We start from the raw sequence: 14,516 nt of genomic DNA, 5'->3' as shown, positions 1-14,516 counted from the left end.
GTCGAAATCCGGCTGATATGCCGGATATAGCGGCACAATGTGGCGATGCGGACATTTGCCCGATTGTTGCAATCGGTTATTGCCGGGGTGCTGACAGTGACGGCCGGTCATGCCGCCGTGGCCGCCCCCGCACCGGTCGGCTCGCACAGCCAGTCGGCCCCGTGGCCGTTCTCCGAGCCGGAGGGGGTGCAGGCGACGGCCGCGGCCCTGGCGGACGGGGTCACCGGGACGGTGCGGTGGTCGCGGGAGTTGAATACACCGGTGCCGATAGCGAGCATCGCGAAGGTGATGACGGCGCTGGTCGTGCTCGACGCCGGGGACCTCGAACGGCCCGTCACGGTGCCGCAGGGAATCATCGCCTACGACAACAAATTCGGGGCCAGCACGGCGGATCTGGTCCCCGGCGAAGTGCTCACCGCGCGGCAGTTGCTGTATGCGATGCTGCTCCCGTCCGGCTGCGATGCCGCCTACGCTCTCGCCGAGTCGTACGGTCCCGGGCAGGACGGGTTCATCGCCAAGATGAACGACACCGCGCGCCGGTTGGGTATGGCGGGAACGCATTTCAGCGATGCCAGTGGGCTGCCCTACCCGACCGGCCATTCCACGTACTCCACCGCGGCAGATCTGGTGACCCTCGGCATGCGCGCGATGAGCCATCCGGTGTTCCGCGACATCGTGAAGCTGCCGAGCTACCACGTGCCCGCGGGCGCGGGCAATCGGGACCACGTCTGGGAGACGACGAACCTGCTGCTGCAGGACTACCGGGGCACCACGGGCATCAAGACCGGATCCACCGACGCCGCGGGGACCTGCCTGCTGTTCGCGGCGGTCCGCGCGGGGGTCCCGCTGATCGGGGTCGTCCTGCACAGCTCGCCGGACGACGACACCGCGACCGCGGCCGACGCCCGACGCCTGCTGGACTGGGGCTACGGCCCGATCCTCGGCGCACTGCCGATCAGCTAGCGGGACCGACTCCGCGGCAACGTCACCCCGCCGTGGGGAGGTGCAGCACGGCGTCGGCAGCGCCGATGATTTCCGGGGTCAGCGGGGCGTAGGGCCGCCCCGGGCCGGTGTCGGTTCGCGTGCGCGCATCGGGGATCGCGGCGGTTGTCGTCAGACCCCAAGCGCCGCCGCGACGCTGCAGGAAACCCTCGTAGGTGCCGGGTTCCGGCTCGCCGAGTCCGAGGGCTTCGCTGCGGCCCAGGCTGCCCACGACGACGGTGTATCGCCGACCCAGCAGGGCGCCGAGGATGGCGCCCGCGGACGTCCAGCGGACGTCCATTCCCGCCATCCGCATACTGCTCGGATTGCGGTGCAGGTGAGCGATATTCGCGAAGGCCAGCGTCGGGCCGCGGCACTCCTCGATGGCCCGGATGTCCAGCAGGTTCCGGGCCATCAGCGCGTCCCGGGTGCCCATGAGGCCGGATACCCGGGCGCTCTCCTCGATCGGCTGGGCGGCCTGCCTGTGGTACCCGAGCAGGCCGAGAGCGGCGGTGAGATGGGTGCGAGCCCGGTGCCAGTCGGCGCGCGAGGTCGCCGCGATCAGTTCGGGGGCGCGCATGTAGAGCGAGGTCAGCAGATCGTCGGCGATCGCCCGCAGTTGCGCCGCCTCGGGGCTGTCGCCGATCGACATCGCCGGATTCAGGATCGCCTCGTCGCGGCTCCACCGTTCGTCGCTGCCGAGCAGGCTCTCCAGATCGAGGCCGAGTTCCAGGTAGCCGCAGGCGAATTCGAGGTAGCGCCGCGGGCTGGGCGCGCTGGTGTTCTCGGTCGGAGCGTCGAAGCCGTGGAATGCCAGCCGTTCCGCGGCGGGGCGGCCCTCGTTGTGCTCACGCATCCAGGCGACCAGCCCCCGGTTGGCCTCCAGGTCCCCGAAACCGTGCGAGAAACCCTCGCTCATCGCCGCGTCGAGGGTGCCCGCGCCGCCCTGGACGAAGTCGTTCACCGCGAGCGCCGCGATCCGATCGGTCTCCAGCGCGATGGACCGAAAGCCTTGTCCCGCAAGCGATGCGAACAGTTCGTTTCGTATCGGCCCGAAGGCCGGTTCCTGTGTCGGGTGCGCTGGCTCACCCAGTGCCAGCAGCGCGCAGGGAGGGGTCGCGAAGTCTCGAATATCTCGGCTCATGTACCTGAATCGTATCCTTGAAGATTCGAGTGAGACTTCGACCGCTGTATCCGAGAACTACCGTCGAAAACCTTCAAACAAGGTCGTCGTGATCGCGGTACTTCTCCACGCTGTCGAGTTCGAGCAGGCGCCGGGCGAGAAACCGCCGGTCCGCCGGACCGGCGGCGAGTTCGTGCGCCCGCCGGTATTCGGTCGCCGCCGCCGCGGTGCGGCCGAGACGGCGCAGGAGGTCGGCACGCGCCGCGTGCAGCAGGTGGTAGCGATCCAGGCCGTCGATGCCGTCGATCAGTGCCAGCCCCTCCTCCGGAGTGGTCGACATCGCCACGGCCACAGCGTGATTCAGAGCCACGACGGGCGAAGGATCGAGCGTGAGCAACTGGGCGTAGAGGGCGGCGATGCCCGCCCAGTCCGTCCGATCCGCCGCGGGCGCCTGCGCGTGCAGGACGGCGATCGCCGCCTGCAGCTGATACGGCCCCGGCCGGCCCAGCCGCAGCGCCCGGTCCAGCACCCCGACCGCCTCGGCGATCTCGGCGCCGTCCCAGCGCGAGCGATCCTGATCCTCCAGCAGCACAACGTCTCCGGCGGAATCGAAGCGGGCGGCCCGGCGCGAATCGTGCAACAGCAGCAGTGCGACCAGTCCGAGTGTCTCGGGTTCGTCGGGCATCAGCGTGGCGATCAGTTCGGCGAGCCGGATCGCCTCGCCGCACAGCGCACCGTGCTCGGGGGCGGAGGTGTAGCCCTGCGTGAAGATCAGATACACGACCGTGAGCACCCCGGACAGCCGATCGGGCAGCAGGTGGTCGGCGGGGACTTCCAGGCTGATGCCCGCGTCGCGGATCTTGCGTTTCGCGCGGACCAGGCGCTGCGCCAGGGCCGGTTCGCCGACCAGGAACATGCGGGCGATCTGCGCGGCGGTCAGACCGGCCACCGCCTGCAGGGTCAGGGCGATCCGGGCGTCCTCGGACAGCGCGGGATGGCAGCAGGTGAAGATCAGGCTCAACCGCTCGTCACCCGCACGGAGCAGGCTGTCGTCCTCGACGTCGGCCATCGTCGTCACCGCCTCGGACCGGTCACCGGCCGCGACCAGTTTCTCCCGGCCGCGCCGGGCCCGCCGCAGCCGGTCGATCGCGCTGCTGCGGGCCGCGGTGAGCAGCCACGCCACCGGATCGTCCGGCACCGTGTCCCATTTGCGCAGCGCGAGCGCGCAGGCGTCCTGCAGCGCATCCTCGGCGAGTTCGAAGTCACCGAGCGCGCGGATCAGGGCGGCGAGCATCCGCACCCGATGCTCGCCGTACACCCGCTGCAGCACCGGCGCGACGGTCATTCGCCCTCGGCCGCCACATCCGCCGGACGGTGGTCCAGCCCGGGCACCCCGGCGACGGGCCGCACCTCGATCGACCCCACCTCCGCCAGCGGGCACAGCGCGGCCAGCTCCAACGCCTCGTCCAGGCTGCGGCAGTCGAGGACGTAGGCGCCGCCGAGATGTTCGTGCGTCTCGGCGAACGGTCCGTCGGTGATCAGCGTCCGGCCGCCCCGGACGCTGACCGTCGTGGCCGTGTGCTCCCCCTGCAGCGGGTGCCCGGAGACGAAGACGCCGCGGCGACGGCACTCGTCGGCGAACGCGTTCACCCGCGCCAGCGCCTCGGCGAAACCCGGATCGTCCGGTTCGGGCCGCTCGCAGTTGTAGATCAGCAACATGTACTGCACAAGGTCCTCCACTCACCCGTCGGCTGTAGAGAATGACGAATAAGCCGACCGTATCTCGACAACCCGCTGATCGTGGGTCTTCGGCAGCAGTTCCGACCGCGCGGGATCTAGTCCGCGGAGCGGACGAGGCCGGGCGTGCGCGGGCGGGCTCCGGGAATCCGGTCGGGGTGGTCGCGCTCGGTGAAACGGCGAAGTCCCTCTTCGGTTTCCGGGGAGCGCAGGGAGCGGTTGAAGCATTGGGCTTCGATCCGCAGCCCCTCGTCCAAGGGGCGGCCGTAGCCGCGGGCGGCCGCCTCCTTGTCGCTGCGCAGGGCGGGCTGCGGAAGTTCGGCGATGCGGTGGGCGAGTTCGACGGCCCGCTCCAGGCAGGTTCCGGTGGGGACGACCTCGTTGACGAGGCCGAAATTCAGCGCCTCCCGGGCGTCGACGACGCGCCCGGTGATGATCATGTCCATGGCCCGCCGATACCCGATGATCCGGGTCAGGCGCTGGGTGCCCCCGTCGGCCAGGCCCACGTTCCAGCGGCGGCAGGTGACGCCGAAGCTCGCGTGCGCGTCGGCGATCGCCAGATCCGTCCAGCAGGCCCACTCCAGCCCGCCCGCGTAGGCGACGCCGTTGATCGCGGCGATGGTCGGCTTGTAGAGATCGGTCCAGCGGCTGGGGCCCAGCACGCCCGGGCGTTCGCCCCGGTCGTGCGCGGCCAGTTCGGCATCCGAGGTGTCCAGCAGCTCCCCCGAATACGCCGCCCGGAGGTCGCCGCCCGCACAGAAGGCCCGGTCGCCCGCGCCCGTGAGGACGCCCACGAGCGCCTCGTCGTCGAATCGGAATCGCGTCCAGGCGTCGATCAGCTCGCGGTGGGTGTCCGGGCCGATGGCGTTCATCCGTTCCGGGCGGTCGATGGTGATGATCGTGACCGGGCCCCGGCGTTCGTAGCGCAGGTCTCGGTAGTTCGGATCCGGCATCTGTTCTCTCCGTTCATATCTCGGGTTTCAGCCCCACCGCGGCGGCGACCTGCGGCCACAGCATGCCGACCAGTTGTTCGGGGCGGGGGCGGCGCCGGCGGCGCATGGCGGCCACCATGACCTGGCGCATCGCTCCGAACATCGCCGCACCGGCGAACTCCGGATCGATGTGCGCCGGAAGCTCGCCACGTTGCTGGCCGCGCCGGATGTTGTGCGCGGCATGCTGGATGACGATCTCGATGCGCTCGGTCTCGGTGCGGGCGACCAGCGGGTCGCGGCTCAGCTGCGTGTAGAGCACCACGGCGAAGGGGTCCGCGTAGTGGAACTGCACGCCCTGTTCCAGGCGCAGGCGTTCGTGGGTGGCCCAGTCGCCCGCGCTGTCCAGGTCGATGTTCAGCACCTGCGCGTGCAGGCGGTCGAAGAAGTCGTCGACGACGGCGCTCACCAATCCCGCCTTGCTGCCGAAGTAGCGGTTGACCAGGCTCGGCACCACACCGGCGGCCTCGGCGACGGGGGCGATCTCCACGGTGCCGCCGGTTCTGATCGCCTCGGCGCGGGCGCAGGCGACCAGACGCGCCCAGGTGGCCTTGCCCTTGGCGGTGCTCGGGGGAGCCGGTGCTGTCATGCGGCAAGGATAGCAATAATTGACCCTACTTCACTTTTTGCACCACTTGGAGGCAACTAGCGCTGGAGCTAAAGGGATTCCATCTGCCAGTAGCTCGAGTACTGGCAGTAAAATTGAATTGACATCACTTCTGTGGGTTTCTACGCTGAGTTCACCAGGTGTGACGGGACGAGGTGGCGACCACCATGACGATGATCATCAGGAACCCCGCCGGCGACGAGGTGCGCAATCAGGCGCCGCCGCTGCCCGAGTTCAACCTCTTCGAGGCCGACCTCGCGCTCCAGGAAGGCCTGGCGCGCCACGCCCCCGGCCGGGATCCGGGGCGCGTGTCGGAACTGGGGCGGATCGCGGGTTCCGGCGAGGCCCGCCAGCATGCGCGCCGCGCCGAGCAGAACTTGCCCCGCCTGCACACCCACGACGGTTCCGGCCGGCGTATCGACGAGGTCGAATGCGATCCCTCGTTCCACTGGCTGCTGAGAACCGGTCTGGCGCACGGGGTCTCATCGCTGGCCTGGCGCGATCCCGGCCCGGGGGCGCACGCCGAGCGATACGCGCTCGGCTACCTCTGGGGGCAGCTGAACACGGGCGTGATGTGCCCGCTCATCATGACCTTCGCCGCCGTGCCCGTGCTGCGGACCTACGCGCCCGAGCTGGCCGCCGAATGGGTGCCGCGGTTGACCGCTCCCGTGGGCGGCGCGGTAGCCGGGCAGGCATTCACCGAAAAGCAGGGCGGCTCCGATCTGCGCGGCACGACCACGCGTGCCGTCGACGCCGGTGACGGCACCCATGAGCTGTGGGGCCACAAGTGGTTCGTCTCCGCACCCATGGCCGACGTGTTCCTCACCCTCGCCCGGACCGATGCGGGGCTGTCGTGCTTCCTCGTCGAACGCGGGCCGGGCTTCCGGATACTCCGCCTCAAGGACAAGCTCGGCACCCGCGCCCTGCCGACCGCCGAGGTCGAATTCCACGGTGTCCGTGGGCGACTCGTCGGCAGCCCCGGCCGTGGCATGGCGGCGCTCGTCCGCAATGTCGGTCACGCCCGGCTCGGCCCGGCCGTCGCGCCGGAGATGCGCGCCGCCGTGGTGGCCGCGATTCACCACTGTCGGCACCGCCGCGCGTTCGGTGCGCGGCTGGCCGACCAGCCGCTGATGAAAAATGTCCTGGCCGACCTCGCGATCGAATCCGAGTCCGCCACAGCGACTTCGCTGCGGCTGGCGGCGGCCTACGAGGACTACGATTCGCCGCTGCGCCGCCTCGCCACCACGGTCCAGGAATATGCCGGATGCGGGCGCGTCACCGGCCACGTCGCCGAGGCCATGCAGTGCCTCGGCGGCAACGGCTACAGCGAATCCTCCGGCCTCCCACGGTTGGTTCGCGATGCCGCGGTGCACCCGATCTGGGAGGGCTCGGGCAACGTCATCGCGCTGGACATCCTCCGGGTGCTGGCCGACGAGCCGGAGGCGGTCGAGGCGTTCCTGGCCGAATGCGAACTGGCCCGGGGCGGCGACGCGCGCCTCGACGCTCACCTCGACCGCACGAAAAGCCTTCTCCGCGCGGTGATATCGATGTCGGTCGAGGACGCCGCGTTCTCGTCGAGAAAGGTTGTGGAGGATCTGGCCACGGCCTTCAGTGCCTCCCTGCTGGTGCGTTTTTCGGTGCCCGCCGTCGCCGACGCCTACTGCGCGGGGCGGCTGGGCGCGGACCGCGGACTCGCCTACGGGACACTCCCGAAGGGCATCGCGGCGAAGGCGATCATCGATCGGGCCGCGCCACTGTGAGCGAGCCATCGACGCTGGGCGCCAATCCGACTGAGCCGCGGCAGATGTCGACAATCGCCGCCACGACCTCGTCCTGCGCCGGGGTGCCGCCGGAGATCGGTGAGAGCGGCCCGACCAGCGCCTCCGCGATCGCGCCGACGACAGCCGCCGCGGCGAGATCGGCGTTCTGTTCTCGAATCGCGCCGGTGCCGATGCCCTCGCGCAGGAGTTCGGCCATGCCGTCGCGGTAGCGGCGGCGGTAGGCGAGCCGTTCGGCGTCGACCAGGGGATCCACCGGCTCGTAGACCAGCGCCCACGCGAGCGGCCGATTATCGAACGCGCTCGTCGCATAGGTGCGTATGACGGCCTCGAGGCGGTCTCCGAAGTCCGAATGCCGTTGTGCCGCGGACTCCATCTCGGCCAGCTCGCGCTCGGCGATGCCGCGGAATACCTCGACGAAAAGCTCCGCCTTGGAAGGGAAGTGGCGATAGAGCGCGCCGGCGGCCAACCCCGAACGCGCGGCTATCGCCCCGACCGACGCGGTCGCGTATCCGCCCTCGGCGATGAGTTCCTCCGCCGACCGCAACAGTCGCTCACGGGTATTCACTTCGCTCCGACTCCTGTCGTTCGGCGATGACGCAGCACCACCCGCGCGCCGCGCGAGGGTGCCAGGGTGATGAAGCGCGCCCGGATCGTCTCCGGATCGGGCCGCGCCGGTTCGAGTTCGGCCTGCGACAGCACGGTCTGCAGCACCCGGCGCATCTCGAGCTGGGCGAAACTCGCCCCCAGGCAGCGGCGCACGCCGCCGCCGAACGGGGTCCAGGTGTAGGCGCCGGCGGGCCGGTCCTCGAACCGCTCGGGGCGGAAGCTCAGCGGCTGCGGGTAGACGTCGGCGCGCCGGTGAATCAGGTAGGCGCACGGCGCGATCCACGTGCCCTCCGGCAATACCCGATCGCCGATCTGTAGCGGGCGGACGAGATTGCGCAGCACGAACGGGACCACGGGCCGCAGGCGCAGCGTCTCCTTGACCACGGCATCGGCGTATTGCTCCGCACCGCTGTCGAATTCGGCACGCAGGCGGGCGATCTTGTCCGGATGGTGCAGCAGCAGCTGGAACGCCCAGGCCAGGGCGGTGGCGGTCGACTCGTGACCGGCGACGAGCAGTGTCATCAGCTCGTCGCGCAGTCGATCGTCGCTCATCCGGGTCCCGTCGGAGTACTCGGATCGGATGAGCAGGGACAGAATGTCGTTGCGGCGGTCGATATCCCGGACCCCGCGCCGGTGGGTGATCTCCTCCCGGATGACGTCGTCGACCGGGTCGATGAGGGACCGGGCCGATCCGGGCAGCTGCTGGCCACGGCCGCCGACCAACGCCGCCAACACCGCGTGCGGGGCGAGCCAGAGCGGATTCGTCATGCGATTGAGCATCCGCGCCAGCAGGCGCGTCACGTGGTCGAGTCGCCGCGGCTCCGAGATACCGAACACGGCCCGGACGATCACCTCGAGCGTGATCTCCTGCATGCGCGGCCACAGCGCGAAGGGCTCCCCCGTCGGCCACCGCCGCATCTGCGCCGCGGCGATATCCGACATCAGCGCACCGTAGCCGTCGATGTGGGCGCCGTGCAACGGCGGCAGCAGGAGCTTGCGCTCGCTCATATGCTCCGGCTCGTCCGACACCAGGATCGAGCGCGGCCCGACCAGCTGCTCCAGGAACCGATTCGTGTCGCCGGTCCGCACCACGTCCGGATCGGCCGTGAACACCTGCTTGACGTGCTCCGGCCTCGCGAGGAAGACCCACCGCCCGTGGCTCGGGTCGGCGCCGGGACCGGCGGCCGTCTTCGCGATCAGGTTCAGCGTGAACATGTCGCCGTACCGCCGGTGACATCGGTCCAGCAGCGATGTCGAGCCGAGCAGCCACTGCGCGGATTGCAGTGCGGCGGGCAGGCGCGGTCCGGGCGGAAGGGCGGTGGTGACGGGCATCGTTATCTCCTCTGCCGAGGCTGTGAATCCGGATTCACAGCCTACGTGAATCCGGATTCACAGGTCAATGCCCGGCGCCCTCCGGATCACCGGGCGGGGCTACCGGACCGCACCAGTTCGGATGCCGGGGTGACCCAGGCCCCGAAGGCCGTCCACAGCGAACCGTCCGATACCCGTCGGAGCGTGAAGCGATACTTGCCGTAGCAGGCGCGCGACATCAGCGATAGCCGAGCGCTGCCGAGTACTTGATAGGGATGTCCATCGATACGCACTGTCTGGTACATGAACCTGACCGCACCTCTCGTTGTCGGCTGTGACGCCTCGGACATCCGATACGGTCGCAAGAAGCGGCTGAAGCCAACCTGAACCAGCCTGAAGACGGCTTCAGGAAGCGTTCGGCACCATGGGCACGACACGGTCACAGCAGGCATCGAGCAGGTCCTGATCGTGGGCCACGACCAGGACGCCGATCCCCTCGTCGGCCGCGCGATTCATGATCAGCCGCATGATCGCCGCCGTGGTCGCCGCGTCCAGCATGGCGGTCGCCTCGTCGCACAGCAGATAGCGGGGGCGCTGCGCCAGCGCGCGGGCGACGCAGGCCCGCTGCAGCTGCCCGTCGCTCACTTCGTGCGGACGGCGGTCCAGCAGGTCCGGTGTCACACCGACTGCGGCACAGAGGGATCCGATATCGGGCTCGCGCTCGCCGCGAATGCGGGCGGGCTCGCCGATGATCCGCGCCAGGGTGAAGCGCGGATTGGTGGCGGCCCGCGGCGACTGGAAGACCACGGCCACGGCGCCGCGCGGCGCGCGTGCCAGCGGCGCACCGTCCAGGGTGACCGTGCCCGCGCGCGGCGTCACCAGGCCCGCCAGGGTCCGCACGAGAGTGGTTTTCCCGGAACCGGATTCACCGGACAGCCCGATCAGCCGGCCCGGCTCGACCGCGAAATCGACCGTGTCGATGACGGTTTCGCCGCGTCCGTAGCCGACCGTCACCGCCTCCGCCGCGAGCATCACCGGCTCCGTTCGCGAATCGTGCGGGCTCCCCGTGTCACCGAGGTCGTGGGTCCGCCGAGGTAGGGACACCGCTCCGGCGCGAGATCGGTCAGCTCCGGCGTCGGATGCGGCAGCGGTCGCAGCCCCCGGCCGGGCAGCGCCGCCAGCAGATCGCGCGTGTACTCGTGCCAGGGGTCGTCGAGCACCTGGTCCGCGGGACCGCACTCCATGATGTACGAGGCGTACATGACGGCGACGGTGTCGGCGATCCGGGTGCGGATCAACGCGGCCAGGTCGTGGGTGATGAGCAGAACGGCGGCCCCGGCATCGGCACGCTCGCGCAGCAGCCGCAGCACCCGGTCGGTGCGGTCCCGGTCGAGCCCGGAGGTGGGTTCGTCGGCCACCAGGGTGTCCGGGTCACCGGCCAGGGCCGCGGCGATGGCGGCGCGCTGCGCCATACCGCCGGACAGCTCGTGCGGATACCGGTCCAGTGCCTCGACGGGAAATCCGGCGCACTCTGCCAGTTCGGCGCAGGAGTGCGGCGAGCCCAGGGCCGCGATCGTCTCGGCGAGCTGGGAGCCGACGGTGCGCACCGGGGTGAAAGACGTTGCCGGAGACTGGGGTACGAGGCCCACGTGCCGACCGCGATAGGCTTCGCCCGCGGTGCGCGCATCGACGGCGCCGTCGCCGGTGGACACCGCCACCGAGCCGGTGACCAGCGCGCCGGGTGGCAGCAACCCCATCACGGCACTCGCGACGATCGACTTGCCGCAGCCGGACTCGCCGACCAGGGCGGTCACGCGGCCGCGCGGCGCCGCGAGCGCCACCTCGGTCGCGGCGTGCACGATCCTGTTGCGATGCACCGGAATTCGGACCGTCAGCGACTCGATGCCGAGGCCGCTGCGGGTGGTCGCATCGGTGACGGTCACGAGACCACCTTCGTCGGTTTCGGCGGTATCAGCAAGGCGCGCAACGCCGATCCGGCGACCGCCACGGCCACCGTGGCGACGACGAGGACTCCCGCGGGGAACGCCAGCGTCCACCAGCCGCCGAGCAGCAGCGATCCGCGCGCCTCCGCGAGCAGGGTGCCCAGGCTCGGAGCGTGCGGCGGCAGGCCGAATCCGAGGAACGACAGCGTCGATTCGTGCCACACGGCGTGCGGGAGCAGCAGCACCACCGCGATGACGGCCTGCGGAGCGACGGCGGGCAGCAGGTGACGCAGCAGCAGATGACCCCGACTCGCACCGGCCAGCCTTGCGGCACTGAGGTATTCGCGTTCGCGCAGGCTCAGCGCCTCCGCGCGCACGACCCGCGCCACCTGCACCCAGTGGGTGAGCCCGATGGACAACACCACGGCGGGGACGCTGCCGCGGAACAGGGCCACGATGACGATCCCCAGCAGCAGGTGCGGGAGGGCATTGGTGGTGTCGGCCACCCGCATGACCAGCCGGTCCGTCCAGCCACCGGCCAGCGCGGCGAGCGTGCCGACCAGGGTGCCGAGAACCGTTGCCAGCAGCGCGGATCCGATCGCGACCAGCAGCGAGACGCGGATGGCCGCGGCGATGCGCACGAACAGGTCCCGGCCCGCGGCATCGGTGCCGAACCAGTGCTGCCCCGACGGCGCCTGCCGGGCCACCGCGAAATCGGTGAGGCGGTCGTCGATATCGGTGAACCACGGCACGAACAGCGCGTACGCCGCCACCACCGCGAGGACCGCGACCGCGATCCACCATCGCCGCTCAGCCATCGGCACGCACCCTCGGATCCAGGAGCACACAGGCGATATCGGCGATCAGGGAGCCGAACATCACCGCGCAGGTCGTGCCGACGGTCAGCAGCGCCAGCAGCGGCATATCCAGATCGGTCGCCGATCGTACGAAGGCACCGGCGATACCGGGCCAGGAGAAGATCTCCTCGACCAGGACCGCGCCGACCACGATCTCCGGCAGCCGCACACCCAGGATGGTCACGAACGGCGCGAGGGACATGGGCAGGATGTGGCGGCGGGCGATGGTCCCGGTGTCGATGCCGCGAGCCAGGGCCCCGGCGACGAAATCCTCGCTTCTGTTCTGCGACACCGATTCCCGCACCGCCAGCAACAGCCAGGGCAGCTGCGACAGCGCCAGGGCCGCCGCGGGCAGCACCAGATGCCGGAGCACCTGGGCGGCATCGGGATCGGCTCCGGCGTCGGTGAGCCCGGCCGGGGGCAGCCAGCGCAGGCCCACCGCGAAGACCGCGATGGTCGCCAGCGCCAGCACGAACGGCGGCAGCCCCTGCACCACGACGCAGGCCGTGGACACCAGCCGATCCACCACTCCCCCGCGCCGCATCCCGGTCCACGCGCCCAGCGCCACCGCGATCAGCACGGCCGCCGCGAGCGAGACCCCGACCAGCAGCACGGTCCACGGAATCCGTTCGGCCACCACCTGACTCACGGGCTGGCCGTAGGTGCGCGACATTCCGAGGTCACCGGTGAACAACCCGCGCAGCCACCGGCCCAGCAGCCGGTACCACGGGCTGTCGAAGCCCAATTGCTCGGCCAGCAACGCCTTGTCGGCCTGGCTGGTGGTCTCGTACCGATTGCCGAGGTAGCCCACCAGCGGATCGAACGGCGACACCGCGGCGGCCGCGAACAGGCCCGCGGACACCAGACCGAGCACCGGGATCAGGGTGAGCAGCCGGAAGCCGACCATGCCCGGCAGGCCGCGGTCGCGGAACCGGCTGCGTCGCAGGGTGACCGGCGCGGTCACGGCTTGCGGGTCCAGGTCTGCAGCGACCACCACGGACCCCAGGCCACGCCGTGCGTATGGGGTTCCAGCACGGGGCCCGACATCTGCCAGCCGGAGTTCCGGGTGACATAGGTGTGGTCGAGGAAGGCCAGGAACACATAGCTCGGATCGCCGATGTAGGCCGTCTGCAGATCGCGGTACGCGGCCGCGCGGGCGGCCGGATCGGTGCCCCGGCGGCCGCGATCGAGGGCCGCGTCGAAGGCCGGATTCGCGTAGCGGCTGGCATTGTCGTACGCGCTGCCGACGGCCGGATCCAGATACGACGAGTGCAGGGTCTTGTAGGTCTGGGTGTCCGGATCGTAGGGTTCGTCACCGCCGCCGAGCAGGACGGCGTCGTGGTCCACGCGCGGTGCGATCCGGTCCGAGGACAGCGCCTCGAGGTTCACCTCGATGCCGATGCGCCGGGCGTCGGAGGCGAAGGCCTGCGCCAGATCCCGGCGCAGCGTATCGGTCGACTTGTACACGATCGTGAACGTCGCGCGCTGTCCGTTCCTGGCCCGGATCCCGTCCGTGCCCTCGCGCCACCCCGCCTCGTCCAGGATCCGCAGGGCCTGGGTGCGGTCGAAGGCGAATACGGCCCGCGGATCGTATGCGGCCCCGTACACCTCCGGCACCGGCGTGTACGCGGGCCGCCCGTAGCCGCCGAGGACGTTGTCGATGGTCGCGCGTCGATCGACCGCGAGATTGAGCGCTCGCCGCACCGCGGCGTCACCGGTCACCGGATGTCCGGACGGCAGCGACACCCCGCGCCAGTCCGCGGACGTGTTGGACGACACCGTCATTCCCTCGGTGGCGGCGAAGGTGCGCGCCAGCAGCGGCGGCAGGGTGGTGCCGTCGAGCTCGCCCGCGGCCATGCGCTGCGCGCGGGTGTTGTCGTCGGGAACGTAGACCAGGGTCATCTTCTTCACCGCAGGCGCGCCGCCCCAGTAGTTCTCGTTCGCCTCGAAGATCGCCCGGTCGGGGGTCAGCCGGGTCAGCCGGTACGGCCCGGTACCGATCGGCGCGGAGTTGAGCGGAGATTCGGCGGCGCGGCCCGGCGTCGCGACCGCCTCCGACGGCACGATGCCGATCAGCAGTTTGGTCGGGAACGCCGCATACGGATACCGCAGGGTGAATTTCACCGTGGCCGGATCGACGGCCTCCACGCGGTCGATCATCTCGTAGGACGAGCGCACCTCCGACGCCGAGACGGGATCGAGTATCGCCCGATAGGTCGCCACCACGTCGGCGGCGTCGAAATCCGAACCGTCGCTGAACTTCACGCCCGCACGCAGCGGGACCGTCCACTCGGTGGCCTCGGGGTCGGCGGCCGGGGCCGCGGCGGCGAGCGCGGGATCGAAGGTGGGCAATCCGGCACCACCGTGCAGTTTCAGCAGCCCGTCGTACATCTTCGCCTCGCCGGCGGCGCCGTATCCGGCGATCGGGTTGTATCCGCCGAGTTCGAAGCCGTCGGCCAGTACCAGCGACCCGTCCGTGGTCGTGCTCGGGGCGCCGCACGCCGACACGGCCGCGGCGAGCGCGACCAGGACACCGGCGACCCGCAGCGGCCGGGAACTACCCCTCATCGAAAGCCTTCTA

Annotated in this window: 15 protein-coding genes; 2 read left to right on the top strand and 13 right to left on the bottom strand. The window is 70.4% G+C overall.

The genetic code is table 11. The features are described 5' to 3' along the window. The first annotated feature begins 45 nt into the window (after positions 1–45). Positions 46–963, top strand: coding sequence for a D-alanyl-D-alanine carboxypeptidase family protein (locus NM1_RS17385; RefSeq protein ID WP_068020926.1), 918 nt, complete (start codon positions 46–48; stop codon positions 961–963). 22 nt (positions 964–985) lie between these two features. Here the strand turns inward: NM1_RS17385 and NM1_RS17380 are convergent, their stop codons facing one another. From NM1_RS17380 to NM1_RS17360, 5 genes are all read right to left on the bottom strand, one after another. Next, positions 986–2,125 carry an erythromycin esterase family protein gene (locus NM1_RS17380; protein ID WP_068020758.1) on the bottom strand — a complete coding sequence of 380 codons (1,140 nt, stop codon included), beginning with the start codon at positions 2,123–2,125 and terminating at the stop codon, positions 986–988. A gap of 73 nt (positions 2,126–2,198) precedes the next feature. Beyond that, on the bottom strand, positions 2,199–3,449 hold the full coding sequence (locus tag NM1_RS17375) for an RNA polymerase sigma factor (RefSeq protein WP_068020757.1): 1,251 nt from the start codon (positions 3,447–3,449) through the stop codon (positions 2,199–2,201). Beyond that, complete coding sequence (locus NM1_RS17370) at positions 3,446–3,823, bottom strand: YciI family protein (RefSeq protein WP_246011010.1); 378 nt, start codon at positions 3,821–3,823, stop codon at positions 3,446–3,448. Before NM1_RS17370 ends, NM1_RS17375 begins: the two co-directional genes overlap by 4 nt. A 116-nt stretch (positions 3,824–3,939) precedes the next feature. Beyond that, positions 3,940–4,794, bottom strand: a complete 855-nt coding sequence (locus NM1_RS17365; protein ID WP_068020754.1) for an enoyl-CoA hydratase/isomerase family protein — start codon at positions 4,792–4,794, stop codon at positions 3,940–3,942. 13 nt (positions 4,795–4,807) lie between these two features. Further along, positions 4,808–5,419: a TetR/AcrR family transcriptional regulator gene (locus NM1_RS17360; protein WP_068020753.1), complete on the bottom strand. Its 612-nt coding sequence runs from the start codon at positions 5,417–5,419 to the stop codon at positions 4,808–4,810. Between the two features lie 185 nt (positions 5,420–5,604). On the opposite strand from NM1_RS17360, the gene NM1_RS17355 reads away from it, so the two are divergent. Further along, positions 5,605–7,197 (top strand): acyl-CoA dehydrogenase family protein, encoded by a 1,593-nt coding sequence (locus tag NM1_RS17355; protein WP_068020924.1) that lies wholly within the window; start codon positions 5,605–5,607, stop codon positions 7,195–7,197. Here the strand turns inward: NM1_RS17355 and NM1_RS17350 are convergent. The 8 genes from NM1_RS17350 to NM1_RS17320 all read right to left on the bottom strand — a co-directional run bounded on the left by NM1_RS17350 (position 7,172) and on the right by NM1_RS17320 (position 14,503). After that, on the bottom strand, positions 7,172–7,783 hold the full coding sequence (locus tag NM1_RS17350; protein ID WP_068020752.1) for a TetR/AcrR family transcriptional regulator: 612 nt from the start codon (positions 7,781–7,783) through the stop codon (positions 7,172–7,174). The genes NM1_RS17355 and NM1_RS17350 overlap by 26 nt on opposite strands. Beyond that, complete coding sequence (locus NM1_RS17345) at positions 7,780–9,156, bottom strand: cytochrome P450 (RefSeq protein WP_084519726.1); 1,377 nt, start codon at positions 9,154–9,156, stop codon at positions 7,780–7,782. The genes NM1_RS17350 and NM1_RS17345 overlap by 4 nt, the downstream gene beginning before the upstream one ends. An 86-nt stretch (positions 9,157–9,242) precedes the next feature. After that, complete coding sequence (locus NM1_RS42330) at positions 9,243–9,440, bottom strand: hypothetical protein (protein WP_147288902.1); 198 nt, start codon at positions 9,438–9,440, stop codon at positions 9,243–9,245. Positions 9,441–9,540: 100 nt separating this feature from the next. Then, positions 9,541–10,167 carry an ABC transporter ATP-binding protein gene (locus tag NM1_RS17340; RefSeq protein ID WP_068020751.1) on the bottom strand — a complete coding sequence of 209 codons (627 nt, stop codon included), beginning with the start codon at positions 10,165–10,167 and terminating at the stop codon, positions 9,541–9,543. Next, positions 10,167–11,078: an ATP-binding cassette domain-containing protein gene (locus tag NM1_RS17335; protein ID WP_068020750.1), complete on the bottom strand. Its 912-nt coding sequence runs from the start codon at positions 11,076–11,078 to the stop codon at positions 10,167–10,169. The genes NM1_RS17340 and NM1_RS17335 overlap by 1 nt, the downstream gene beginning before the upstream one ends. After that, the gene (locus tag NM1_RS17330) at positions 11,075–11,896 is read right to left on the bottom strand and encodes an ABC transporter permease (RefSeq protein WP_068020920.1); all 822 of its coding nucleotides are present in this window, start codon (positions 11,894–11,896) and stop codon (positions 11,075–11,077) included. Before NM1_RS17330 ends, NM1_RS17335 begins: the two co-directional genes overlap by 4 nt. Beyond that, a complete protein-coding gene (locus NM1_RS17325; RefSeq protein ID WP_373864050.1) occupies positions 11,889–12,932 on the bottom strand; it encodes an ABC transporter permease in 1,044 nt (347 codons plus the stop codon). Before NM1_RS17325 ends, NM1_RS17330 begins: the two co-directional genes overlap by 8 nt. Continuing rightward, entirely contained in the window at positions 12,896–14,503 is a 1,608-nt protein-coding gene (locus NM1_RS17320; protein WP_068020748.1) for an ABC transporter substrate-binding protein, read from the bottom strand. The genes NM1_RS17325 and NM1_RS17320 overlap by 37 nt, the downstream gene beginning before the upstream one ends. Between the last annotated feature and the right edge of the window lie 13 nt (positions 14,504–14,516).

This window comes from Nocardia mexicana NBRC 108244 (genome assembly GCF_001613165.1).
GTDB classification, from domain to species: domain Bacteria; phylum Actinomycetota; class Actinomycetes; order Mycobacteriales; family Mycobacteriaceae; genus Nocardia; species Nocardia mexicana.
The sequence above is the reverse complement of the archived record's forward strand: the minus strand, read 5'-3'. Positions and strand labels throughout refer to the sequence as shown.